The organism is Xenorhabdus sp. KK7.4 (assembly GCF_963876465.1).
Lineage (GTDB): Bacteria > Pseudomonadota > Gammaproteobacteria > Enterobacterales > Enterobacteriaceae > Xenorhabdus > Xenorhabdus stockiae.
Genome location: NZ_CAWNQF010000078.1, coordinates 220,223 through 242,581 on the forward strand (window position 1 = coordinate 220,223; position 22,359 = coordinate 242,581).

Here is a 22,359-nt window from a genome sequence, read left to right on the forward strand (position 1 = left end):
TCATGACAGTTTTTTCTCAGCCTAAATTAATTAATCAAAATCATCTGACTACGGTAGAAATTAGGGAGCAATATCGTTACTGGCGTCTGCATATAATGTTGAGCTTATATGTGGGCTATGCGCTATTTTATTTCACCCGTAAAAACTTTAATTATGCAATGCCAGAATTGATCAGTGATCTGGGCCTTGATAAAGCTGAAATTGGGCTGATTGGTACGTTATTTTATATTACTTATGGCTGTTCAAAATTTATTTCCGGTATTCTCTCTGATCGCTCTAATCCACGCTATTTCATGGGGATTGGGCTTATTGCTACCGGTGTCATTAATGTTTTTTTCGGTCTGTCCAGTTCTGTTGTCATGTTTACCTGCTTATGGATATTGAATGCCTGGTTTCAGGGATGGGCCTCTCCTTCATGTATTAAATTACTTACCACTTGGTATTCGCGTTCGGAACGTGGTTTTTGGTGGTCATTGTGGAATACTTCGCATCACATTGGGAGTGCATTAGTTGCACTCTTTGTTGGTTTTGTCACCTTGCACTTCAGCTGGCGTGAAGGTTTCATTGTGCCCGGTTGTCTGGGGATATTAGGCGGAATTCTATTATGTTGGCGATTACGTGATAAACCGGCTTCAATGGGGTTGCCAACTATTGGGCAGTATCGCAATGATTTTCTGGAAAAAAAGCATGAAAATCAAGGAAAGGGATTAAGTACCAAAGAAATATTAAGAGATTATGTTTTCAGGAATAAATATATCTGGTTACTTTCCTGTAGTTATTTGCTGGTTTACATTGTTCGCACAGTTATCAACGATTGGGGAAACCTTTATCTGACAGAATATCATCATTATGATTTAGTGAGCGCCAACTTTGTCGTATCACTTTTTGAAGTCGGAGGTTTTGTGGGCTCCTTGGTTGCCGGTTGGGGGTCTGATAAGTTATTTGGCGGCAATCGGGGTCCTATCAATTTAATATTTTCAATTGGTATTTTTTTGTCAGTAGCTGCTTTATGGTTGATGCCTGTAACAGATTTAGTTTTTCAATCGTTGGGATTTTTCTCTATCGGTTTTTTCGTTTTTGGCCCACAGTTATTGATTGGTATGGCGGCAGCGGAGTGTTCACATAAAGATTCAGCTGGAGCAGCAACGGGATTTGTTGGTCTCTTCGCCTATACTGGTGCAGCACTTGGTGGTTATCCTTTTGCGATTATTTTGGAGAATTATCACTGGACTGGGTTGTTTATTACCATCTCTGTATGTGCTGTCATGATTGGTTTATTATTGCTACCTTTTTTACAGGCTCAATTTCCTCAGCAAAGAGAGCAGGGTTAACTGCTCTTATTTTAACGCTGTGATATTTGCCGGTTAAGCCACTCTTCTCTGGTCAGTTCCCATATTTCACTATCATACTCCCCTGAAACATATTCTTTTTTCTCAGTTCTGATCACTTTCATACCTTCAGATAATGAAATATTTCTGGATTTATCATTGATTTTAGCTTTGGCTACCCTGAGTACTGTCCGGTCTAATTCTGTAAACCAATAACTCGTAACCTTTTCACAGGCTTCGCGCATAAATCCATGCCCTTGATATTCGAGAGAGAGCCAGAAACCGCGATTATTATCTTGTTTGTTATATAACCCAATGACACCAATGAACTCATCGGGCCTAGCTTTCATTCTGAGTGACCAGATATAGGCTTTTTGTTCTTGGATTGCAGGTATGGCAACGTTATTGACAAAAATATCGCCACCATTATCGGGATATGGCCAAGGGACTGCATTCTTGTCTAAGTATTTTACAATATCCCAGTGAGGAAATTTTTGTTGTATGTGAATCGCATCGGTATGAGCCAATTTCTTTAATAAAAGACGCTTAGTTTCTAAATCTTCAAACGGCATTTTTTTGATTACCAACTCAATGTTAATTTATTGTGAAATTCATAATGAATTTTAGTCGTAAAATAGTCAATATGATTTTATCTCCACTATATAAAGCGGTTTTATAAAAACATACCAAACCGAAACATGGTATAGTGAATGCTTGATTTATTCTTTACTCCCATCGGAATGTTATGTCTTATCAATGTCCTTTATGTCATTCACCATTACTGTTTTCCCATCACCAATGGCGTTGTGAAAACAATCATCAGTTTGATTGTGCAAAAGAAGGTTATGTGAATTTGTTACCGGTTCAGCATAAGCGTTCAAAAGAGCCGGGTGATAGTGCTGAGATGATGCAGGCGAGAAGGGCATTTTTACAGGCGGGTCACTATCAGGCATTACAGCAAAAAGTTATTGAGCTATTTGATTGCTTTTTACCGGAACAGGCTGGAGTGTTGTTGGATATTGGCTGTGGAGAAGGGTATTACACTGCTGCGGTACAACAGGCTTTGAGTCTGAAACGACCCATCACAGTTCATGGTTTGGATGTGGCGAAAATTGCAGTCCGCTATGGTGCCAAACGTTATCCCGATGTTGATTTTTGTGTGGCATCCAGTCATCGACTACCGTTTGCAGATGGTTCCCTTGATGGTATTTTGCGGATTTATGCTCCCTGCAAAGCTGCTGAGTTATTTCGGGTTGTAAAATCAGGGGGAATTGTCCTCACTGTAACACCCGGCCCACGTCACTTGTATCAGCTGAAAGAGTTGATTTATCAGGAAGTCCGTTTACATCCTGAAAATAGCGAGCAACTGGAAGGGTACGAATTAGTGGCTGAGGAAACTCTGGCTTATGAAATGCAGCTGGATGGTGAACAGGCTTATAATTTATTACAGATGACACCTTTTGCCTGGAGAGCGTCTGAAGACGTTAAAAGCCATTTAATAGCTAAGAAATTGTTTAATTGTGAAGCTGATTTCACGTTAAAAGTTTACCGTCATATTTAATCTCTGAATGAGTTCCCCGCAATAAGAACGGGGAACTCATTTATGAATAAATATCAGGCATATATAAATAATTTAAGATGTTCGAATAATATATTGAAGCCAATTGCAATTAATACTAATCCACCAATAAGCTCTGCCCGTTTGCCTAATAGTGGCCCAATATAACGCCCAATTAACATTCCCAAAGTCGCCATGATCATCGTCATTATTCCTATAGTCATCGCTGTGGGTAATATATCAACTTGTAAAAAAGCGAGGCCAATACCAATTGCCATCGCATCCAGACTGGTTGCAATAGCGGTAAATATTAAGGTTACTGAGCTATGACGGTGTGGTGCTGTTGGCTTGGTGGTGACGTCAGGATCATGTTTGAAACTTTCTCTGATCATCCGGCAGCCAAGGACAAATAATAGTGTGAATGCCACCCAATGGTCCCACTCCATAATGTACTGACTGGCATAAATTCCCAGAGACCAACCGATTAAAGGCGTACAGGCTTCAATAAGGCCAAAGATAAGCCCTGTTCGAATTGCTTCACGTAAATGAGGACGATGAAGGGCTGCTCCTTTACTTACGGCAGCAGCAAAAGCATCCATAGAGAGGGCTAGTGCAAGAATGAGTGTTGCATAGAGATTCATTAAAACAGCCTCGGTTGGGTAGTTCCATATACATATAAACCACCCCCAACCAATGGTGATTTTATATGTCTATGGTCTTGCCAACCGATTCGGCATTCGCACCACGTTTTATTAAAACGAGTATGTTGATACGAATTTTCCAGTAATATTCTGGAACAGGCTACTCCCCAATGACTGTACTGGACGATAACATACTCAGAGTGAAAGGCAAAATATTTCGTGCTATGTTAATTTATTTAATGATAATAATTATCATTATCTATGTTATGAGGAAGAATAAGGCTGATGTGATATTACAGCCTTATTTAATAGAAAGGAAAATATTATTTATTACTCAGTAAAAATTTATAGATTTTTTCTAAATCATCTAATTTTGTTACGGCTATGTATATTTTATTTACTTCAAAGTCTATCATTAGAATACCATCTTCGGATAAATTTATAGCTTTAATTTTTTCATAATAAAAAAGGCGGTTGAAATAATAAAACCCTTCTTTTTTAAAGATGAGTTTAGGTGAGCGTATATAACCAAAGTATATTGAGATTAAAATAATAAACGATAATAAATAAGTTGTTAGCGGGCTGCCTTGACCAGCTACATTATTATAAATCACAATGCTAACTAAAATAATAAATATTAAGGCGTCGATTCGGTGTTTTCTTTTTAATTTTATAGTTAACAGCGTCTTGCCTTTGAAGTAGTGGATAAAAAACTCATCATAAATAGCAAAAGCGAACGCCAATAAAATTGAGGCTATCAATATGATGTCATTCAGGCTCATGTTTACTCCTGAGTTTCCTGATCTGTTTTGTAAGTGGGGGAGAGGAAATGTTTCCTCTCCCTATTTTCAGTTAATCAATTTTTCAACAAAACTATTTGGCTACACCAAGAAGACCGAAATAATAACCAATAATACCAATCACAAAGAAGCTGATAATAATCCATAAAGGGTTTACTTTTTTCCGTAATAGCCACATACATCCAAAAGTTAGCAATAGAGGTGCAATCCCGGGTAGCAACTGATCAAGAATAGTTTGAACAGTGTTTATTTTCATCTCACCGGTTGTAGGATCAGGTACCTTAGAGACAACCAGTGTAATGTCGATTTTCGTCCAACTATTAACCAGCGCTCCCATGACAAATAGCCCCAGAATTGACGCGCCTTCTGTCATTTTTTGCAGGAAACCGCCTCCCATATCTTTGACGATATCTATTCCTTTCTTATAACCATATGCAACGCCGTAATAACGGGTTAGTAAACGCACTAGATTGAATAGTAAGAAAAATATAAATGGCCCGATCCAACTACCACCTAAGGCAAGTCCGGCACCAAGCGCAGCAAAAACAGGGCGCACAGTTCCCCAGAAAATAGGATCTCCTACGCCGGCCAGCGGTCCCATCAGACCGACTTTAATCCCGTTGATTGCAGCGGCATCAATATCAGCTCCGTTTGCTTTCTGTTCTTCCATTGCCAGTGTGACACCCAGAATAGGTGCTGCGACATAGGGATGCGTATTGAAGAACTCTAAATGACGCTTGATGGCCAGTTTACGTTCCTCGGTATTTTCAGGATAAAGGCGGCGGATGGCTGGCACCATTGAGAAACAGAAACCCAGCGCCTGCATGCGCTCAAAGTTCCATGAACCCTGAAATAAGTTAGAACGCAGGAAGACAGCATTAATATCACTTTGTGTCAGTTTTTTCTGACCCATGTTTGTTGTATCTGACATGTTGTTCATCCTCTTAATCTAATTCATTATCAAGGTTATTCGGGGTGTTACCGGCAGGGGCTGCTGCCTGTGATCGATTGTATTTAGGGCTGAGCTGAATATACAGAATCGCCATAACTGCACCAATGACACCAAGGATAACAAGATTATGTACATATACTGCGACCACAAAACCCAGATAGAAGAATGGCATCAGGTAACCAGCACGCATCATGTTAATCACCATCGCATAACCGACAACAACAATCATGCCACCTGCGATATTGAGGCCCGTAGTAACGACTTCCGGAATTGAATCCAGCATATTCTGAACTTCAGATGTGCCGACAGACAGGGCGACAACCAGCGCAGGTAAGGCAATACGCATTGCCTGCAACACCAGTGCAGAGATATGAAGAGCTGTAATAGCCCGGAGATTACCGTTTTCAGCGGCTTTATCTGCCGCGTGTTGGAAGCCGACAGTCAAAGTACGGACGATAATAGTGAGAACCTGACCCGCTGCCGCCAGTGGAATTGCCAGCGCAATACCTGCACCAACCTGTTGTCCGCCAGCGATAACCAGAATAGTCGAAATAATTGATGCTAAAGCAGCATCAGGGGCAATCGCTGCACCGATATTCATCCAGCCAAGAGCGATCATTTCCAGCGTCCCGCCAATGATGATACCTTTTGTGACATCACCAAGAATCAGGCCGATTAATGTACAGGCAATTAATGGGCGATGAAATTGAAATTCATCAAGAATAGAACCCATACCTGCAATACAGGCAACGATGAATATCAAGAAAAGTTGAACAACGGTAATTTCCATTGTTTTCTCCTGTAACCAAATATAATTTGGTAAGAATTTTGTTGTTGAGTAATGGTGAGTAAAAAATATCTTTATTTTTTAAGCTTTTTTGAGTAAATCCATCATATTTAAACGCGCATCGCTGGCAACTTTACGTGCTTCAAGCTCTATACCGCGTGAACTCAGTTTTTCAAAAGCAGTGATATCACTTGCATCAACAGAAATGGCGTTATTGATTTGGGTTTTACCCTGACGGAACGCCATACCACCAATATTGACAGACTCCAGTGAAACTCCGCCTTCTACAATACGCAGTACATCAGTAGGGTTGGTGAATAAAAGCATAACGCGCTCATCGGCGTATTTGGGATTGTTATAAACACGGACGCACTTCTCAACGTCGACCACATGCGCACTGACGCCGGGAGGTGCGACCTGTTTTAATAAAGTGGAACGTACGGTATCCTGAGCAACTTCGTCACTGACTACAATGATACGTTTTACATTAGTTTCTTTTGTCCAGCGGGTTGCAACCTGACCGTGAATAAGACGGTCATCAATGCGTGCAAGAGCGATTTTCATATGACCGCCTGCAGCTGGAGTGCTAACCTGAGATGCAACTGGAGTGGCTGGCTTGGCAGGTTCAGGTTTACTGGCTTCTTCTTCTGGCTCTGTTTTAAGAGCACGAATGCCTTCTCTCCCTGTTTCTAATGCAACCGCAACCAATTCTTCCATGGATGGGTCATCATCACGGCACATGAAGGCTTCAACCAGCATTGGTACGTTTACACCCGTAATGATTTCGTAGTTTTCTTTGTCTACAGCAATCCGGTTTGCCGCATTAAACGGGCTGCCACCCCAGGTATCAACAAAAAACAAGACCCCTTGCGTTGTATCAAGCGACTCCAGTCTCTTATTGTATTTCTCGAATAATGTATCGGCATTTTCACCGGGCACGAAGTCAATATAGGAAACGTTTTCTTGTTCCCCAATCAACATTTCCGTGGTGCGTAGCAGTTGCTCTGCCGCAGCCCCGTGTGTGCCAATCATAATGGCTATACTCACTTGTTTTCCCCTTTCTGTAACAATCGAACTCGGATTTATTGCAAGCTCATGCTCAATACTTCCAACCTGTTTTACTACCAGTTAATAAACATAATAGTTACAAATATTATGTTTTATCGAGGTTCCATCCCAAGTATTTCATTTCTTATGGACTCTATTTTGTTACATAAGAAAATATGTCATTAGATTATCATTGGAATCATTCAAGAAAATTGCTATCAGTCAGAAAATTTAAGTCGAACTATTTTGATAGGCAAAAATAATATTTTAATTTTAATTATGGCAAATAAAAATTAATTAATTCTTTTATTTTTTATTTTTTGGTCTTAATGTCTGTTTCCGGTAACATTTTGTTAATCTTTAGATAAAAAGAAAGAGATGTTTTAAATAGAAAAGAGGAAAAAATATACTTCTTTGATCCGTTTCAGCCAAAAAAAATCCCTACTATATTAGCAGGGATTTTTCCGGATAAGCCAAATCTGAACTTAAAGAATGTCGCTATTTAACTTATGCCATATTGATAACTTACAGATTTGATTAGTCACACTGTACTTTTATGGCCAGACCACCACGTGATGTTTCACGGTATTTGGCATTCATGTCTTTGCCAGTTTCGTACATCGTTTCAATAACTTTATCGAGTGAAACGCGTGGTTCACTGGTACGGCGCAATGCCATACGAGCTGCATTGATCGCTTTAACCGACGCGATTGCATTACGTTCGATACATGGAACCTGTACTTGTCCGGCAACTGGGTCACAAGTCAAACCAAGGTTGTGTTCCATGCCGATTTCAGCGGCAATGCACACCTGCTCAGGGCTTGCGCCGAGCAATTCTGCCAGACCTGCCGCCGCCATTGAACAGGCAACCCCAACTTCTCCCTGACAGCCAACTTCTGCACCGGAAATAGAAGCATTCATCTTATACAGAATACCGATTGCACCTGAGGCTAAGAAGTAGCGCGTATACAGCTCAGGGGTAACCGGTTCGATGCAGTGATTGTAGTAAGCCAGTACTGCTGGAACGATCCCACATGCGCCATTGGTTGGTGCTGTAACAACGCGGCCGCCAGCGGCATTTTCTTCATTGACAGCCAAAGCAAACATGTTGATTAAATCAACAACGTTCATCGGGTCGTTTGAAAGTTTGTTTGATGATGTCAGCATACGATGCAAAGCCGCGGCACGGCGCGGTACACGCAGAGGGCCGGGTAAAACGCCTTCTGTATTCAGGCCTCGTTCAATACAGGCTTGCATGGTATCCCATACATCTGCAAAGTATTCAGCAATTTCTTCTTTGCTATGTAAATCCAGCTCGTTTTTCATCATCAGGCCGGAAAGGGACAGGCCTGTTTTGCTGCAATTCATCAGTAATTCAGCAGCAGAGCTGAATGGATAAGAAACAGGCTTTGTATCCTGAGATGGCTTACCGAAATGTTCTTCATCAACAATAAAGCCACCACCGATAGAGTAGTAGGTTTTGCTGTAAACATTTTCGTCACCTGCAAATGCATGGATTTGCATGCCATTTTCATGTAATGAAAGGTTATCGCTCCGGAAATTCATGCCTCCGTCACGAGGAAAATCGACTATATGTAAACCATTTGCCAGCGGCAAACGTTGAGTTTGCTCAACATCACGAATAAAACCAGGGATTGAATCAATATCAACAGTTGCAGGCATATTACCGGCCAACCCCATGATAATGGCGATATCCGTATGATGACCTTTCCCGGTTAATGAAAGTGAGCCGTATACATCAACGGCTACACGCGTGATAGAGGACATAAGCCCCTGGTTTACAAGATCATCGACAAATTGTTTTCCTGCTTTCATAGGACCAACAGTATGAGAGCTGGATGGGCCGATACCCACCTTAAACATGTCGAAAACGCTAATCACGCCAGACTCCTTAAAGAAGAAAGAGATATAGTATATTTATAATAAAGCGCGTTACTTTACTGTGATTTAGTGGTGTTGATAAAGGAGTTTACAGTTTTTTTTTAATTATAATAGTTATTGGTATGATTTCGGACAATAAATGTGCAAATAATGTTTGTTAGTGGTTATTTTTAGCTCTAGTTTTGGACTTGTTGAGCCAGCCGATAAATAATTGAGGCAGTTAATCCCCAGATCATTTGCCCACGATACCAATAAAAGTAGATCCGATGTTGGCGGTTATGCTTCTTAACATCCAAATACTGATAGTTGGGAAGAGAGAGCGCATCAAAAAGCGGGATTTCAAAAAAATTGTCTACTTCTGTTGGATTGGCCTGAAAAGAGAAGGGCGGCGAAACTAACCCGACGACAGGAGTGACATGATACCCGCTGCTGCTTTCCATAGGGGCTAACTGCCCCAGAACCTGTACCTGATGATATGGAATATTGACTTCTTCTTCGGCTTCACGTAGCGCGGTGGCAGCCAGTGAATGATCTGCCGGATCAGCCGCGCCACCGGGGAAAGCAACCTGCCCTGCATGTGAACGTAGATGCCTGGCCCGTTGGGTAAGTAACAGTGTAGGCTCGGGCTTACAAATAATCGGCAGTAATACAGCGGCATTCCGCTGATTGTTGACCGGATAATCCGGTTGTACGGGAATTTGCAGTTGAAACCGATGAATAAAATCAGAAAGAGATGTCATGATGTATGGAGTTCCCTTAATTTCGGTAAGATATGTCCAAGTTTATCGAATGTTTCCTGATACTCTTTTTCCGCAGTGCTGTCAGCAACAATTCCCCCACCAGCCCAGCAGTACACTTTTCCTTTTTCTGTCAATAGGGTGCGTATAGTAATATTGCTGTCCATTGTACCGCAGAAACTAATATAGCCAATAGCTCCACAATATCCATGTCTGCGATGTGGTTCTAATTCTTCAATGATTTCCATGGCCCGAATTTTTGGAGCACCCGTGATGGAACCTCCGGGAAAACAGGCTCGCAGTAAATCTGTTGCGTGATATTCGTCCGGCAATGTTGCAGTAATGGTGCTGACAAGGTGATGGACTGCCGGAAAAGGTTCAACAACGAATAATTCGGGGACTTTAACTGATCCCGCTTCCGCTACACGCCCGATATCATTTCTGAGGAGATCAACGATCATCAGATTTTCCGCGCGGTCTTTTCGGGATTTGGCTAATTTTTCAGCTTGTAATCGATCTTTTTCCGGGTCTTGTTCACGTGGCAATGTGCCTTTGATCGGCCGGGTCTGAATTTTATTATCTTCCAGTAATAAAAACCGTTCGGGTGAAACACTGATGACGCAATTTTCAGGCAAACGAATGAAAGCTGAAAAAGGAGCGCGATTAGATTCGTTGAGTTGCCTGAAAGCCTGCCACTCATCGCCCTGATAATCGGCGTGAAAACGCTGTGCCAGATTAACCTGATAGCAATCGCCATTACGCAAATAACGATGAATATGCGCAATTTTTTCATGATATTGCTGCTCACTCATATTGGATTGCCATGCGCTGGTGAGGGCAAAATTTGTTTCGCGGTGCTGGGTGTGTGCTTCCAGCCATGCCAGGCGAGTATCAATATCGTGATAGCTTAATAAAGTTGCTTTTTGCTGGTGGTGGTCAATGATAAGACACCAATCGTAGATCCCAATGGCCATATCCGGGAAATTCAATTCATTAATGGTTGTCGCTGGTAGCTTTTCAGTCCATCGCCCGAGATCATATCCCCATATCCCCAATGCTCCTCCCTGAAAGGGCAGGTCAGGATCAAACTGAGGGGTAATATTGCAGTCATTAAGATGCTTTTTTAGTAAAAGAAAAGGATCTTCTTGAGAATGAGAGACAACATCATAACTTTTGATTTCGGTAGCGTTTCCTTGTGTCACAAGAGTGATGATTGGTTCAGCAACAATAATATCAAATCGATTATGTGAATGCTGAGCGGCTCCTGAATGTAACAACATTGCCCAGGGAGATGCGGAAAGAGGAGCAAAATAGCTGGCTGCAAGATCAGGGAAATAAGGTAACTGACGTTTTTGTAATGCAATCTTCATGGTGGAACCCGTATTGGCAGGGCAATTCAAAAATAACTGATTAATTGGCGGAGATTATCATAGAATGGTACACCGGTTCACTTGCTGTCATACTGCAACTTAAAATTGATTGCGTATATAATCATAATCATCATCAATTATTACTATATATTAGAGGTAAACGCCATGTTTTCAGGTATGCCGGCATTGTCCCATGAAGAACAACAGATTGCTGTGGAAAGGATCCATCAACTTATTTCTGAAGGGATGAGCAGTGGAGAAGCAATCGCGATTGTGGCTCAGGAACTGAGGGAAAAACATCAGGATAAAGAGCAGATCCATGTTTTATTTGAAGATGGAATGTGACTTGCTTGTCATTCCTTGTTATCTATAATCAGGCTTAGTCATGAATGTAGATTTAATTAATTGATTACAATGAAATTAAAACCATTTCCTTCTTGCTAATAGTCAGTAGTAAGCATGTGCATTCTTGTGAAGTCATGAAAAAAATGTACATAGACGTGTACATAAACTACATTAAAAGCTGTGTTATCTTTCGAGGAAAGTGATATGGCTATTACTGATTCATGGCTCCGTTCTACTAATGGTAAGCCTCAAGAAAAAATCATCACTAAATCAGATAGAGACGGCCTGTCTGCTCGCGTCACACCAAAAGGGAAGATCATATTCCAATTTAGATATCGCTGGAATGGTAAGGGTGACAGGATTGATATTGGCACATATCCGGCAACGGGTTTAAAAGATGCCCGTGACTCCGTGATTTTCTATCGCGGGGAATTGGAACAGAATCGCAATCCAAAAATAGTCAAGCGTGTTCGCAAAGAATACGCCTTAAACGCAGTCACTGTGGAAACGCTCATTAGGGAATGGTGGGTGGCAACCATGCAAGGCTCGAAGGTAAAAGCAAATGAGATTTTGCGCTCTTTTGAAATTTACGTTTTTCCAAAAATTGGGGATTTCCCCCATGACGAGGTAACACTTCACGTCTGGCTTTCTTTAATTGAAGAGACTATCAAGCAAGCACCAACAACAGGTGCCCGAGTATTAACATATGCCAAAGTTGCGCATAAATGGGCGATTCGACGGGGGATAACCAATTTCTCCCTGTTATCTGATGTGGAACGAAGTGATTTAGTTGGAAAAAATATAGATGTTGATAGTGAGATAAGAGAGCGGATCTTAAACGAAGAAGAGCTGGCTATTCTCTTTCAGGTGATTAACACTCCCGGGTATAACCCACGAAATGCACTAATAATAAAATTATGCCTTTTATTTGGTTGTCGCATCGGTGAACTACTAAAAGCCAAAGTGAACGACTTTGATTATGAAAAAGATATTTGGATTATTCCCCCTAAAAACCACAAGACAGGAAGGAAATCTAAAAAAAACATCATTAGACCTATCATTCCGGCGGCTAAAGAGTTAATTGAGCAAGCCAAGAGATTAAACGGCAGGAGCGAATATTTATTTGTTGTGGAAAATGGCAATCCATTTTTACCCGTTGGAGGGCACGTAAGCCTAGTCACCACCCTAAACAAAAAAATATCTCTTCAGTTTCCTAATTTTAAATCTTTTTCAATTCATGACTTACGTAGAACCATGCGTACTGAGATATCTGAATTAACGTCACCCCATGTCGCTGAAATCATGCTGGGTCATAAATTGCCGGGAATTTGGCAGGTGTACGATAAGCACACCTACCTAAATGAGCAGAGAGAAGCCTATGAACGCTGGTGGGATAAACTGACTAAAATTGTTTCCCGTCCTCCCAATCAAGAATATCCTGCCGCAGAAAATTAAGCTGATTGGATTTAAACTTGGGTTTTGGGAAGCCTTCTCGACGTTGCTTCCCATTACCGCACCATAATCTTATAGTGTGTGGTTTCACTCCATATCGTTCTGCCAGTTCCTGAGTTTTAATGTAAGGTGACTGATTCATTTTTCCTCTCCTTTCTGATACCCGCTCTCCAATATCACCCTCGCCACACTCGCCGGTGTTGCCTTATCACTCCACGTTGCATCGAAAATAATGTTGTTCAGTTCCGCCATGAGGATATCGTTCAAATTCTTCGGTCTTGCGGAGTAGGGCACCCCATCGGGTACCCCCTCCATAATGTCGATAGTGAGCTGGGCTATTTCTTTTGCTTCCCGTTCCGGCTTGCGGTATCCAGAATGCCAGACTACATCAGTGATATCAGACGGATCACCCCAGACTGAGGCAATAATCTGAGTCAGGTGGAATGAGTTATTGAACATTGCTCGCCTCTTCACTTTCGAATTTAATATATTGAAGCTCCTCCGATTGCGCTTGCTGTAATTCTTCAATAAATTGCGCCTTTGAGTATCCAAGAGATTTAGCTACGATATGCAACGCCTTTTCGTTCTCAAGTAGCTCATCTATTCCCATCGTCATTTCATTTTTACTGCTCGCGTTTGACTCTTCCGCCTTCTTCAATAACCAATCTGCCCACTCACGCCCGTCGTCGATTTGTCCGGGTAAGCCAATGTCATTCTGTGCATTATCGATGCTTATCATTATTTTTTACCCCGTTTGTTATGCTTTTTATTCGCTGGTGTTATCTTCACTACCGACACTTTGGGTGCTGGTGGAAGAGGAGGGCAGATGCCCTCATGAATGTAAAAGTTACGTCTCATGGTATGGATAATGCGCTGCCCCCAATCCCTGCCGTCGTCAATGCGGACTACCGTTCTGACTAGTTCGTCGTGGATGTCCACCATCTGGCGGTGTTCCTCAGTCACGGCTTGCCTCCACTTTTTTTATGATTTGCTCTGCAAGCTCGAAGGCGTTTTCGTAAAGTGGTTGAACTACAAAAATAGGATTACCGTAAAGTCTGTTTGTGAGTGGGCTAAAGAAGCTTCAAAAGGCCGAAGGTGTTATTGAAGGTATGTTAATGATGCTGGATGTCGCACTGGAAATGGATAAATGCGTCCAGTTAGTACCGCAGAATATTAGCACCCATCAATTATGCAGTAACTTCTAAAAATAGCTTTATGTACGTAAAAATGCTGCTATTGTGATAAGAGTGATAGCAATGTCACACAGCTTATTAATTTCAGACCTCGCTCAGTGCGGGGTTTTTGCTTATAAGGCACAAAAGCACCCCAATATTTGAGGTGCTCAATTTTGAATTTTAGTTAAATTACTTCATTTTCCTGTATGTGAAGATGGCATAAAACATTATGAATAACCCGCCAATAATCAGGGCTGAGCCTAACCCAGCACTACCGAAATTTTCATACAGTGGGTAAAGAATTCTTGGAATTCGGGTGATTTCTTTTTCGGATGTAAAATGAGTTATACCGTAAATATTGAACCCTACCCCTAAGATAAATATAATTAACAGCCTTATTTTAATATTCAATTTTGTAACCTTTTTGAGTTAATAATCTGACATTCTAAATGTTAGGAATGCTTGTGTATCATTACATACAGTGTGATTATAATGTTGTGAATTTATGACAGTCAAAATAAGCTTCATTAATAATTTAGGGGGCACTGTCAGCACCAAACTTCAAATATACACCTCACTGAATCACGCACTCGACTAACAGGCAAACTTTATAATGCGCCACCTTATTTTAAGGCGTATTGATTCTGTTACAGGCTATTCAATTGAGATAGGAACCTGACCTCAGTAATATTAACTGGCTAGTTAGCAGTAGGATGAAATGACCTTTAACGAATAATAAAGTGAGGTGTTTATGTCTGAAATAAAAAATATGCTGACTATTGATATTACTTTAGGAATGGCCCGGTGGGATCCAGATACTGATACATGGGCACATTGGTGGGGTTATCAAGATGACACATATTCAAATGGTAATAATGGAGTATCATCTTTTGGATCTTTAATTGTAATAGAAAATAATACCCCTATTGATATTGTGAAAACTACAGAGTTCGACTGGTCAGAGTTTTCATCTAAAGTGAGTAATACATCTGCAATTACATGGCTTACATTTTCTTATGATGGGCATTTTCAGCAGGTATATAATCTATTTTATAATAAAACTCTTTATGTAACAGTTGATGGAGTAACTTATAATCTTGGTAATAATACTGAAGATCCTAACGATCCAGGGAGTCCGCCAAAAAACAGTGTTAGCGGCTTATATACCAGCCCTGGGGCATATGAGTTGGGAGCTGTATTGAAGCAGACAGGTGTAACCAAACGCCTGTATATTAACTGGGAATAAATCTACACTTTGAATTCAAGGCTGCTTAATGCGGCCTTTTTGTTTTTAGGGAACGTATAAGGATTAATATGGCACCCAGTAATCACGGGCACCAATCATATTATTTTTTGTATTTATCTTTAACTAATTGGATTAAGCGAGTAATTAATGAACCATAGGCAATAATGAGTTTCATTGCATTAGGTGTTTGTGGATCATTAAAAGCGTATATGTGAGTGGTCTGCCCATCCTCGCTAGTGTATTCAAATTTCTCTTCTTCAAGCGCATGCTGATTTTCATAACAATGAATTTTATTCACATTGGCAGCTATTTGATTAATTTTTTCGTTACTAATTTCAGCTTGAAGTAAACGATGAGCAAATTCATTGCGAATATTATTCAAAATATCAATAGCCTTATAGGCATCCAATGGAAGCCCTAAACGCTGAGCGAATTTTAGCTTACTACTAAATTGCATTTTAAACTTCACTTTTCCAGCTTCTGGAGTATCAGAAAACAAATCAGGAATGTTTACTTTTGAACAAATATAAGCTTCTAAGAAGCCTTCACATAATAAATGCGTCGTTAAGACAGTAACCATAGGTGATGTATTTTCAGCTAGATTAATCCAAGCATTGGGCGTATGTGTATCCTGAAATAGAGTTGAAAATATTTGATAATTCATTATGTGTCCTTGTGAGGGTGGTATGCGTTTATCTAAAGAAAAAATTGTCATTACTGATGATAACGGTATCACTCGTTTATCTATAGGGGTTAATTCATCCGAAAGAGCGGCAACACAGATCCCCAAGACATCTATTATCCAAGAACTTTTTATTGAGCTAGAGCACTCTCACCAAAATGAACCCATCATTGCAATCTGGGATTCATTAACACTTGAACAAAAAAACGTAATAAAACAGGTCATTGCAAATTACCAAGATGAAATTTTTTCCCTCGAATGCCAGATAGCGGAAAGTGATTGGTATGCTAGTGATGACTAAAATTAATACCCTTTATTTAACGTAGGGTATTCCAAATTTGCCACCGCAATCACTTTCATAACCTCAGTATCTCCTATTGCGGCTGGTATCCTATTCACTACAACTCACAGGAATGTAATGAACGCATCCCAACCACTGAGCCTGTGACACAGTGCTGGAATTGAGAGATGAGGCGTGGTTCCTCACAGATTTCCGGCCTTATAGTGCCTAAAAGCGGGAGCCTGTTGCTCCCTGATGACTGGAGGAACCACTCATGAAATTTACTCCTTTTGGCGTCGATATTGCAAAACATTTGATGCAAATTCATTTTGTCGATGAATACACAGGTGAAGTTATTGATAGGCAGCTGCGGCGGCAGGATTTTTTAACGTTCTTTAGTAACCGCGAGTCTAGTCTGATTGGCATGGAAGCATGTGGCGGTGCTCACTACTGGGCACGGGAATTGAGAAAACTGGGGCATGAAGTGCGTTTGCTTCAGGCGCGGTTCGTCAGGGCATTCCGGATGGGAAATAAGAATGATGTTCAGGATGCCCGAGCCATATGGCAGGCAGTTCAGCAACCCGGTAAATCGGTTGCCGTCAAAAACGAAGAACAACAGGCTATTTTGTCGTTACATAGGATGCGTTACCAATTAGTGAAATTCAGAACCGCGCAAATCAATGCGCTGCATGGTTTGCTACTGGAGTTCGGTGAAACTGTGCATAAGGGCAGAGCTTCATTGGATAAAGCGATGCCGGAAGTACTGGAGCGGCTAAGGGAAAAACTGGCCCCTTTCCTGCTCAGTCTTCTTGAAGAACAATACTACCGCTTGAACGAAATCGATGAACAAATTGAACAGGTGGAAAAACAACTCATAGCGTGGGCAAAACAGAATGCTGATTGCCAGCGGATTATGAAAATACCCGGTGTTGGTGTGCTGATTGCGACCGCCGCCATTGCCACGATGGGCGATCCCAGAGCGTTCCGGTCGGGCAGAGAGTTTTCGGCCTATCTGGGATGGGTGCCGAAACAGACGGGGACGGGAGGCCGGGTCAAATTACTGGGGATTAGTAAACGGGGAGATACCTATCTGAGAACGCTGTTTATCCATGGAGCAAGGGTCGCCACCTTAACCACAAAAACGCCCTTACCATGGGTGACTGAACTCAAAAAACGACGGCCGACCTGCGTGGCTATAGTGGGAATGGCCAATAAACTGGCTCGTACTGTTTGGGCTCTGGTCGCCCATCAGCGGGATTACCAAAAAGATTACGTCAGTGTCAGACCTCTTAATTAAAACCGGACACTGATTAATCTCAATATGTAATGACAAAGCTGAATGCAGAAAGATTGCTGAGGCAATAATCATGATGACAAAGACAGGTAAAACCTTGATTTGCTAAACCTGTATGGTCGCCAGAGCGTGAAGCTCGTCGGAGGAATGAGGAGCCAGTCAGCGGATTACATCGAGGCCCGCAGTATTGTCTGCAATAAGGCCGGATATAGAGCTGCAACCTACCGTCGATGTCAACATGATTTTTGTCTTGCAAACGGGATGCGTTCATATAGCGACCATAGACTCACCCCACGGACGCCCATTGTTCTGATGGGGTGGAAATATGCGTATAACTGAAAAAACACGGAGTTCTGGGCGCATGTCTGGGACTGGTTAATTATCAATGCCCCTTTTCTGGGTGGTATGTTGCTGGCTGCCTCGACAGCATTTGCCCGGGAGAAAAGGGATGGCTCAGGCTGGAAAGCCTCATTAGTCGAAGCCTTTATCTGTGCGGCAATCAGTGTGGGGATTATTAACGCGCTGGAATATGCACAACTCCCACTGAGTCTCGCTCAGTTCTTCGGTGTCCTGATTGGCTTTTTGGGCACTAAGAAGATTGGGTCAATTCTTGATGCGGTCTTTACTTTCTTCAAAAACAAGTTCGGGGTGCACAGATGAAAATCAGCGAAAACGGATTGAGCTTCATCAAACAATATGAAGGCCTGAAACTGAAAGCCTATCCCGATCCGGCTACGGGTGGTATTCCGTGGACGATTGGCTACGGTCACACAAAAGACGTCAAGCCGGGACAAGTGATCACCGAGCAGCAGGCCGACGCATTCCTGCATGATGATCTTAAGCCTATTTACATTACCCTTGAATCAGCCGTAAAGGTATCACTGAGTCAGGGACAGTTTGATGCCCTGTGCTCGTTCATCTTCAATTGTGGTGCGGGTAACTTTGTCCGTTCTACCTTACTGAAGAAGCTCAATGCCGGTGACTATCAAGGTGCAGCCGATGAATTCCAGAGATGGAATAAGGCAGCGGGTAAGGTGATGAACGGTCTGACTAAGCGTAGGGCATCTGAGCGCCAGATGTTTTTGTCATGAGACTCAATTTTACCTATGGCGTGGTTATTGCGCTGATTATTGCCTCCGGTGCGGCTTACCTCTATCGCTCTGGGTATAGGAAACAGCTCGGTATCAATAGCGACCAGCTAACTGAAATCCAGCAACTGACCGATCGAATCAACTACCAAAACACGCACATTGATATGCTGCATGAGTTAGACAGCAAACATACTCAGGAACTCGCCAATGCTAAGACTGAAATCAACACTCTTCGGGCTGATGTTGCCGCTGGTCGTCGCAAGCTGCGCATCCCAGCCACCTGTCCTGTGTCTGAAATCACTTCCTCCGGCAGCGTGGTCAATGCAACCACCGTCGAACTCAGTAGATAAACTGGACAAGCTGTTCTCGATATCCGAGAAGGCATCATCAACGACCGGGCAAAACTGAGATATTTGCAGGATTATGTTAAGGCTGAATGCAGGGGAAAAGACTAATGAGCAATCAACTTAAGTCGTGCTCGTTTTGTGGCAGTGATAATTTAGCCCCTGACCATCGTTTTGATTTTGATGATAAGAATTATATAGGATGAGTTGATTGCTATAGCTGTGATGCCCGTGGGCCTGAGATTGGATGGTTTGATGATTTCGGCGAAGCTGAGACGGAAGTAATCAAGTTATGGAATCAGAGAGCGGAGAGTATATCACCCCAGAACAAATGATTCTGGGGTTGTAGGAGTATGTTAGGACGCAGTGTGGGTGAGAGGACGGTGTAAGCACTACCGTCCTATCGGAAGTTATTATAAAGATAGGCAAGTACCGTAATCATGGTAAAGTGCTATGCATGAAGTCATACAGCTAGCCCAATCACTACCATTCATATACTCGCAAATCGAAGCGTAGGTCTGCATGGGTGCTAAAAGCGCAGTGCCTGCAACTAGGCAAAGAAGAAGATACTTTTTCATAGTTATTCTCCGCATCGTTTACAACGTTATCATCACAAAAACTGGTAAATCTAATAAACCCATCACACCGTAACAACAAGCGAATAATTCTTAACAATTGATTAACGCATGAAATTAAAGTCAATATTTCTTTACCCATTCCCTGAGCGGTTAAAGGAATACAGATAACTCATGCTGCCACTTCGTTCTCATCGCGTACCCAACGCATACGGACTGGTGGCATTTTTATTTTCGACTGTAGAGATATCTCTATGGTTAATGTATGTGCTGGACAAAAGCCATAAACTCGTTGTATTTCAATATGTTGATTGAGATCAAGGGGCTGGGCAAAGCGACTTAATCCCTTGTTTTAACTCTTCTGTTTTGTGCGCACCTCTTCAGGTGTATCGATACCGATATCCCTTTGCGCCGGGTTATCGCCGTCTGTCGGTATTAGCTATGACATGTCGAGCGTACTGACAGAATCAAAAATAACCCATGCCCCTGAGAATAACAGGTCATTATCAGCAACATCCGCTGTAGGCAGGCAAAGTGATGTGACAGCCGGAGAGACGGCTTACATTGCCATCATGATTCACAGAGTAGTGATAGCTATGTAGTTAAATGACCAAAGTCCGATTATCGGACTTTGCCCATATTTAGGGGGGTGACGCGTGACTTATGCAGAACTTTATATCGTCCCGACTAAAAAAGTACGGGTTATATAAATCAGACCAGTTATTTATTCTGAATGAGGCAAAAACAATGATGATAATTCACATTAATGAGCAACTGTCTTTCACTTTAAACTGTATGGAACGATTCATCCCATGGTTTATTTGTTTTTATCATTGCATTGAGAATGACCAGTAATTTACGCATACAAGCAACGATGGCGACTTTATTTGGCTTGCCTGCTTCGGTTATCAATGGGCGAAAGATAGCATCAAATCACCGACAAATGATCAGCTGGGGGCTAAATCCAACTGGAAGCAAATTGTAACCAGCATTAAGGATACTGCCGGTGTTATGGTGACGTTTGGTAAAGATACCACAGCAACGACTACGGTCGACAATAAGTAATCGTAAGGGGCTTAATTGCCCCTTTATTTTGAGGTGAGCATGATTGATTCAGATAAAAACTCGCCAACGTTTAATAGCTACGCCAGTGCCGAGGATTTAAAGCGGTTTGCTGTTCAGCGTGGTTACCATTTATCGGATGATAGCAACCTGCCAGCCCTTTTGTTTCAGGCGATGGACTATCTATCCACACGACAATGGAAAGGGCAGAAATCAATATTGGGGCAGCCATTGGCCTTTCCGAGAAAAGGTATTTATGCCGATGGCGAGTTATTGCCGAGTTATGGAATCCCGGTGCAATTAATACAGGCACAATGCCGTTTGGCGATTGACTCGCTTGAATATGATCTTACCACGGTTGGTGGCGAAGTCCTGTCTGAGGCTGTCAGTGGGGCTGTATCAGTAACCTACCGAGAGGGTACTAACTCCGGCACACCGAATATGGCTTGGTTTAATTCTCTATTGCGTGATTTTCTATCTGATAGCGGTATGACATTTCAAGTATTTCGGGGGTAAGCGTGGCAAAGTTTTATTCCAGAATGCAGAAAACTTCTGAGCGGCTACTCAAGCAATACGGTGCTGAGTTTGTAGTTAAGCGTAAGGGGAGACGCTGGGTGGATGATGAAGGCCGGGAGCGTAACGGGGCTTATTGTGATTACTATCTAGGGTGGTTTACATTAATTGCTTAAGATAAGTAAATTTCATACCCAATTGACTTAAATTGCTTTTTTTACAACCTTACATTGGTAGTTTTCTCCACCATGCTCAGTGACAAAGTAGCTCACGGCACCACCAGTAAGCCGGTTGATGGCTACGTTCTGCATAGTGCGCCACTCGCCCCCACGAGACCACTCTATGCGATATTGTATGTTTTCATTTGTGACCACAGGATTTATTACACGGAAATCGGTAGAATCCCGACCTTGTGATTCCCCGTCTTCCCAGACAATAACAAGTCCAGTCCATTTCGCGCTTTTTCCATTTTTAACGCAATTGGTACCAGAAAATTCTGGCCACCCTTTAACATCAAAACAAAGAGTATTCGGATCTGATAAATAAAGTGAAGGCCAGATAGATGTACTGGTGTTACCTGTGGATTCGTTTTTACAAATAATAGGAGATGCAGAAAATGCCATCATAGGTACTGATAATGCTAATGCTGCAAAACTTTTTAAATATTTCATCGGTGTTCACTCCGTCGCTTAATTGCTTTTTTGCTGGTGGAATATTATCTTCGCGTGTGCTAGCTTATATCGATTGAATATCGCTCTTTGAACAATTTGGGTGTGCTGACAAAGTACATACTATGCCGGAATTCTCTAGGTTTTCTTTGAGCAAGTAATCTTCTAAGAAAGACTGGCTAATTACAATTAATGCCCCGCCCGTGTGGGGAGTCTTCGTTCTTTAATATCGCAGTGCTGAAAAAGCACAAGCCATCCTAGCGTAATGCGCTCATTATATTTTTCATATTTAAATTATAACACGGATTAATAATTATATAACTTAAGCGGAAACGCTAATCTTTACTTATCCCAAAATCTAAAATACCACAATTAACCGATGCAATTATTTTGCATCGGTCGTTTTGCATGTTTTTTCACAATTAAACCAAATAAAAAAGCCAGTATTCCACTACTGGCTTTTGGCGTCCTATTAAAAGGAGAAAACAAATATGTTGAATATGAATTTAG

26 protein-coding genes, 4 pseudogenes and 1 riboswitch are annotated in these 22,359 nt (G+C 41.8%); of the genes and pseudogenes, 15 read left to right on the top strand and 15 right to left on the bottom strand.

The features are described from left to right. Window positions 1-2 precede the first annotated feature (2 nt). Entirely contained in the window at window positions 3-1,331 is a 1,329-nt protein-coding gene (locus tag AACS90_RS13580; protein WP_099120591.1) for an MFS transporter, read from the top strand. A gap of 11 nt (window positions 1,332-1,342) precedes the next feature. Here the strand turns inward: AACS90_RS13580 and AACS90_RS13585 are convergent, their stop codons facing one another. Further along, window positions 1,343-1,900 (bottom strand): GNAT family N-acetyltransferase, encoded by a 558-nt coding sequence (locus tag AACS90_RS13585; protein WP_099120592.1) that lies wholly within the window; start codon window positions 1,898-1,900, stop codon window positions 1,343-1,345. Window positions 1,901-2,073: 173 nt separating this feature from the next. On the opposite strand from AACS90_RS13585, the gene rlmA reads away from it, so the two are divergent. Continuing rightward, window positions 2,074-2,889, top strand: a complete 816-nt coding sequence (gene rlmA / locus AACS90_RS13590) for a 23S rRNA (guanine(745)-N(1))-methyltransferase (RefSeq protein WP_099120593.1) — start codon at window positions 2,074-2,076, stop codon at window positions 2,887-2,889. Window positions 2,890-2,942: 53 nt separating this feature from the next. On the opposite strand, the gene mntP is transcribed toward rlmA, so the two are convergent. The 8 genes from mntP to pabB form a co-directional block, all read right to left on the bottom strand. Continuing rightward, complete coding sequence (gene mntP / locus AACS90_RS13595) at window positions 2,943-3,527, bottom strand: manganese efflux pump MntP (protein ID WP_153043639.1); 585 nt, start codon at window positions 3,525-3,527, stop codon at window positions 2,943-2,945. 7 nt (window positions 3,528-3,534) lie between these two features. Next, window positions 3,535-3,710: riboswitch (yybP-ykoY riboswitch) on the bottom strand. A 140-nt stretch (window positions 3,711-3,850) separates the two neighbouring features. Beyond that, window positions 3,851-4,309, bottom strand: coding sequence for a DUF986 family protein (locus AACS90_RS13600; RefSeq protein WP_099120595.1), 459 nt, complete (start codon window positions 4,307-4,309; stop codon window positions 3,851-3,853). Between the two features lie 91 nt (window positions 4,310-4,400). Continuing rightward, on the bottom strand, window positions 4,401-5,258 hold the full coding sequence (locus tag AACS90_RS13605) for a PTS mannose transporter subunit IID (protein WP_193757132.1): 858 nt from the start codon (window positions 5,256-5,258) through the stop codon (window positions 4,401-4,403). A gap of 13 nt (window positions 5,259-5,271) precedes the next feature. Then, on the bottom strand, window positions 5,272-6,069 hold the full coding sequence (locus AACS90_RS13610; RefSeq protein ID WP_099120597.1) for a PTS mannose/fructose/sorbose transporter subunit IIC: 798 nt from the start codon (window positions 6,067-6,069) through the stop codon (window positions 5,272-5,274). A gap of 78 nt (window positions 6,070-6,147) precedes the next feature. Further along, entirely contained in the window at window positions 6,148-7,113 is a 966-nt protein-coding gene (gene manX / locus AACS90_RS13615) for a PTS mannose transporter subunit IIAB (RefSeq protein WP_099120598.1), read from the bottom strand. 537 nt (window positions 7,114-7,650) lie between these two features. Beyond that, complete coding sequence (locus tag AACS90_RS13620; protein WP_099120599.1) at window positions 7,651-9,015, bottom strand: L-serine ammonia-lyase; 1,365 nt, start codon at window positions 9,013-9,015, stop codon at window positions 7,651-7,653. A gap of 176 nt (window positions 9,016-9,191) precedes the next feature. Further along, window positions 9,192-9,755 (bottom strand): CoA pyrophosphatase, encoded by a 564-nt coding sequence (locus tag AACS90_RS13625; RefSeq protein ID WP_099120600.1) that lies wholly within the window; start codon window positions 9,753-9,755, stop codon window positions 9,192-9,194. Beyond that, window positions 9,752-11,122 carry an aminodeoxychorismate synthase component 1 gene (pabB, locus tag AACS90_RS13630; RefSeq protein ID WP_099120601.1) on the bottom strand — a complete coding sequence of 457 codons (1,371 nt, stop codon included), beginning with the start codon at window positions 11,120-11,122 and terminating at the stop codon, window positions 9,752-9,754. Before pabB ends, AACS90_RS13625 begins: the two co-directional genes overlap by 4 nt. Window positions 11,123-11,287: 165 nt before the next feature. Between pabB and AACS90_RS13635 the strand changes: the two genes are divergently transcribed. Both AACS90_RS13635 and AACS90_RS13640 read left to right on the top strand, forming a co-directional pair. Then, a complete protein-coding gene (locus AACS90_RS13635; RefSeq protein ID WP_099120602.1) occupies window positions 11,288-11,467 on the top strand; it encodes a YoaH family protein in 180 nt (59 codons plus the stop codon). A gap of 204 nt (window positions 11,468-11,671) precedes the next feature. Further along, the gene (locus AACS90_RS13640; protein ID WP_099120603.1) at window positions 11,672-12,922 is read left to right on the top strand and encodes a tyrosine-type recombinase/integrase; all 1,251 of its coding nucleotides are present in this window, start codon (window positions 11,672-11,674) and stop codon (window positions 12,920-12,922) included. A gap of 135 nt (window positions 12,923-13,057) precedes the next feature. Here the strand turns inward: AACS90_RS13640 and AACS90_RS13645 are convergent, their stop codons facing one another. Genes AACS90_RS13645 through AACS90_RS13655 form a run of 3 tightly spaced genes read right to left on the bottom strand, consistent with a single transcriptional unit; the run spans window position 13,058 to window position 13,882 of the window. Beyond that, window positions 13,058-13,378, bottom strand: coding sequence for a hypothetical protein (locus AACS90_RS13645; protein WP_099120604.1), 321 nt, complete (start codon window positions 13,376-13,378; stop codon window positions 13,058-13,060). Continuing rightward, window positions 13,368-13,658, bottom strand: coding sequence for a hypothetical protein (locus AACS90_RS13650; protein ID WP_099120605.1), 291 nt, complete (start codon window positions 13,656-13,658; stop codon window positions 13,368-13,370). Before AACS90_RS13650 ends, AACS90_RS13645 begins: the two co-directional genes overlap by 11 nt. Continuing rightward, window positions 13,658-13,882, bottom strand: coding sequence for a hypothetical protein (locus AACS90_RS13655; protein WP_153043640.1), 225 nt, complete (start codon window positions 13,880-13,882; stop codon window positions 13,658-13,660). The genes AACS90_RS13650 and AACS90_RS13655 overlap by 1 nt, the downstream gene beginning before the upstream one ends. Before the next feature lie 110 nt (window positions 13,883-13,992). On the opposite strand from AACS90_RS13655, the pseudogene AACS90_RS13660 reads away from it, so the two are divergent. Continuing rightward, window positions 13,993-14,124, top strand: a pseudogene (locus tag AACS90_RS13660) (antitermination protein); the annotation flags it as partial. A 721-nt stretch (window positions 14,125-14,845) separates the two neighbouring features. Then, window positions 14,846-15,340, top strand: a complete 495-nt coding sequence (locus tag AACS90_RS13665) for a DUF7823 domain-containing protein (RefSeq protein ID WP_099120608.1) — start codon at window positions 14,846-14,848, stop codon at window positions 15,338-15,340. Between the two features lie 100 nt (window positions 15,341-15,440). Here AACS90_RS13665 and AACS90_RS13670 read toward each other — a convergent pair whose 3' ends face one another. Beyond that, a complete protein-coding gene (locus AACS90_RS13670; protein ID WP_099120609.1) occupies window positions 15,441-16,004 on the bottom strand; it encodes a hypothetical protein in 564 nt (187 codons plus the stop codon). A gap of 22 nt (window positions 16,005-16,026) precedes the next feature. On the opposite strand from AACS90_RS13670, the gene AACS90_RS13675 reads away from it, so the two are divergent. The 6 genes and pseudogenes from AACS90_RS13675 (at window position 16,027) to rz1 (ending at window position 19,095) form a co-directional block, all read left to right on the top strand. Then, entirely contained in the window at window positions 16,027-16,323 is a 297-nt protein-coding gene (locus AACS90_RS13675; RefSeq protein WP_099120610.1) for a hypothetical protein, read from the top strand. 253 nt (window positions 16,324-16,576) lie between these two features. Beyond that, a complete protein-coding gene (locus tag AACS90_RS13680; protein ID WP_099120611.1) occupies window positions 16,577-17,599 on the top strand; it encodes an IS110 family transposase in 1,023 nt (340 codons plus the stop codon). A 348-nt stretch (window positions 17,600-17,947) separates the two neighbouring features. Continuing rightward, window positions 17,948-18,256, top strand: a pseudogene (locus AACS90_RS13685) (phage holin, lambda family); the annotation flags it as partial. Then, entirely contained in the window at window positions 18,253-18,687 is a 435-nt protein-coding gene (locus AACS90_RS13690) for a lysozyme (protein WP_099120613.1), read from the top strand. The pseudogene AACS90_RS13685 and the gene AACS90_RS13690, both read left to right, overlap by 4 nt. Continuing rightward, window positions 18,684-19,016, top strand: a pseudogene (locus tag AACS90_RS13695) (lysis protein); the annotation flags it as partial. The gene AACS90_RS13690 and the pseudogene AACS90_RS13695, both read left to right, overlap by 4 nt. After that, the gene (rz1, locus tag AACS90_RS23340; protein WP_371635152.1) at window positions 18,979-19,095 is read left to right on the top strand and encodes a lysis system o-spanin lipoprotein Rz1; all 117 of its coding nucleotides are present in this window, start codon (window positions 18,979-18,981) and stop codon (window positions 19,093-19,095) included. The pseudogene AACS90_RS13695 and the gene rz1, both read left to right, overlap by 38 nt. A gap of 1,297 nt (window positions 19,096-20,392) precedes the next feature. On the opposite strand, the pseudogene AACS90_RS13705 reads toward rz1, so the two are convergent. Then, window positions 20,393-20,503: pseudogene (locus AACS90_RS13705) on the bottom strand (IS110 family transposase); the annotation flags it as partial. Between the two features lie 54 nt (window positions 20,504-20,557). On the opposite strand from AACS90_RS13705, the gene AACS90_RS13710 reads away from it, so the two are divergent. The 3 genes from AACS90_RS13710 to AACS90_RS13720 are packed head-to-tail and all read left to right on the top strand — an operon-like array spanning window position 20,558 to window position 21,357. Continuing rightward, window positions 20,558-20,671, top strand: a complete 114-nt coding sequence (locus tag AACS90_RS13710) for a hypothetical protein (RefSeq protein ID WP_241538181.1) — start codon at window positions 20,558-20,560, stop codon at window positions 20,669-20,671. A 39-nt stretch (window positions 20,672-20,710) separates the two neighbouring features. Next, a complete protein-coding gene (locus AACS90_RS13715) occupies window positions 20,711-21,184 on the top strand; it encodes a DnaT-like ssDNA-binding protein (protein WP_099120614.1) in 474 nt (157 codons plus the stop codon). 2 nt (window positions 21,185-21,186) lie between these two features. Continuing rightward, the gene (locus AACS90_RS13720; RefSeq protein ID WP_193757133.1) at window positions 21,187-21,357 is read left to right on the top strand and encodes a hypothetical protein; all 171 of its coding nucleotides are present in this window, start codon (window positions 21,187-21,189) and stop codon (window positions 21,355-21,357) included. A 27-nt stretch (window positions 21,358-21,384) separates the two neighbouring features. Here AACS90_RS13720 and AACS90_RS13725 read toward each other — a convergent pair whose 3' ends face one another. Then, window positions 21,385-21,852, bottom strand: a complete 468-nt coding sequence (locus AACS90_RS13725) for a hypothetical protein (RefSeq protein WP_099120615.1) — start codon at window positions 21,850-21,852, stop codon at window positions 21,385-21,387. Window positions 21,853-22,359 lie beyond the last annotated feature (507 nt).

Excerpts from the sequence above, each read along its gene's own strand:
- AACS90_RS13580 (WP_099120591.1), top strand. The coding sequence starts at position 3 with ATGACAGTTTTTTCTCAGCCTAAATTAATTAATCAAAATCATCTGACT.
- AACS90_RS13585 (WP_099120592.1), bottom strand. The coding sequence starts at position 1,900 with ATGCCGTTTGAAGATTTAGAAACTAAGCGTCTTTTATTAAAGAAATTG.
- rlmA (WP_099120593.1), top strand. The coding sequence starts at position 2,074 with ATGTCTTATCAATGTCCTTTATGTCATTCACCATTACTGTTTTCCCAT.
- mntP (WP_153043639.1), bottom strand. The coding sequence starts at position 3,527 with ATGAATCTCTATGCAACACTCATTCTTGCACTAGCCCTCTCTATGGAT.
- AACS90_RS13600 (WP_099120595.1), bottom strand. The coding sequence starts at position 4,309 with ATGAGCCTGAATGACATCATATTGATAGCCTCAATTTTATTGGCGTTC.
- AACS90_RS13605 (WP_193757132.1), bottom strand. The coding sequence starts at position 5,258 with ATGTCAGATACAACAAACATGGGTCAGAAAAAACTGACACAAAGTGAT.
- AACS90_RS13610 (WP_099120597.1), bottom strand. The coding sequence starts at position 6,069 with ATGGAAATTACCGTTGTTCAACTTTTCTTGATATTCATCGTTGCCTGT.
- AACS90_RS13625 (WP_099120600.1), bottom strand. The coding sequence starts at position 9,755 with ATGACATCTCTTTCTGATTTTATTCATCGGTTTCAACTGCAAATTCCC.
- pabB (WP_099120601.1), bottom strand. The coding sequence starts at position 11,122 with ATGAAGATTGCATTACAAAAACGTCAGTTACCTTATTTCCCTGATCTT.
- AACS90_RS13635 (WP_099120602.1), top strand. The coding sequence starts at position 11,288 with ATGTTTTCAGGTATGCCGGCATTGTCCCATGAAGAACAACAGATTGCT.
- AACS90_RS13640 (WP_099120603.1), top strand. The coding sequence starts at position 11,672 with ATGGCTATTACTGATTCATGGCTCCGTTCTACTAATGGTAAGCCTCAA.
- AACS90_RS13645 (WP_099120604.1), bottom strand. The coding sequence starts at position 13,378 with ATGTTCAATAACTCATTCCACCTGACTCAGATTATTGCCTCAGTCTGG.
- AACS90_RS13650 (WP_099120605.1), bottom strand. The coding sequence starts at position 13,658 with ATGATAAGCATCGATAATGCACAGAATGACATTGGCTTACCCGGACAA.
- AACS90_RS13665 (WP_099120608.1), top strand. The coding sequence starts at position 14,846 with ATGTCTGAAATAAAAAATATGCTGACTATTGATATTACTTTAGGAATG.
- AACS90_RS13670 (WP_099120609.1), bottom strand. The coding sequence starts at position 16,004 with ATGAATTATCAAATATTTTCAACTCTATTTCAGGATACACATACGCCC.
- AACS90_RS13675 (WP_099120610.1), top strand. The coding sequence starts at position 16,027 with ATGCGTTTATCTAAAGAAAAAATTGTCATTACTGATGATAACGGTATC.
- AACS90_RS13680 (WP_099120611.1), top strand. The coding sequence starts at position 16,577 with ATGAAATTTACTCCTTTTGGCGTCGATATTGCAAAACATTTGATGCAA.
- AACS90_RS13690 (WP_099120613.1), top strand. The coding sequence starts at position 18,253 with ATGAAAATCAGCGAAAACGGATTGAGCTTCATCAAACAATATGAAGGC.
- AACS90_RS13715 (WP_099120614.1), top strand. The coding sequence starts at position 20,711 with ATGATTGATTCAGATAAAAACTCGCCAACGTTTAATAGCTACGCCAGT.
- AACS90_RS13725 (WP_099120615.1), bottom strand. The coding sequence starts at position 21,852 with ATGAAATATTTAAAAAGTTTTGCAGCATTAGCATTATCAGTACCTATG.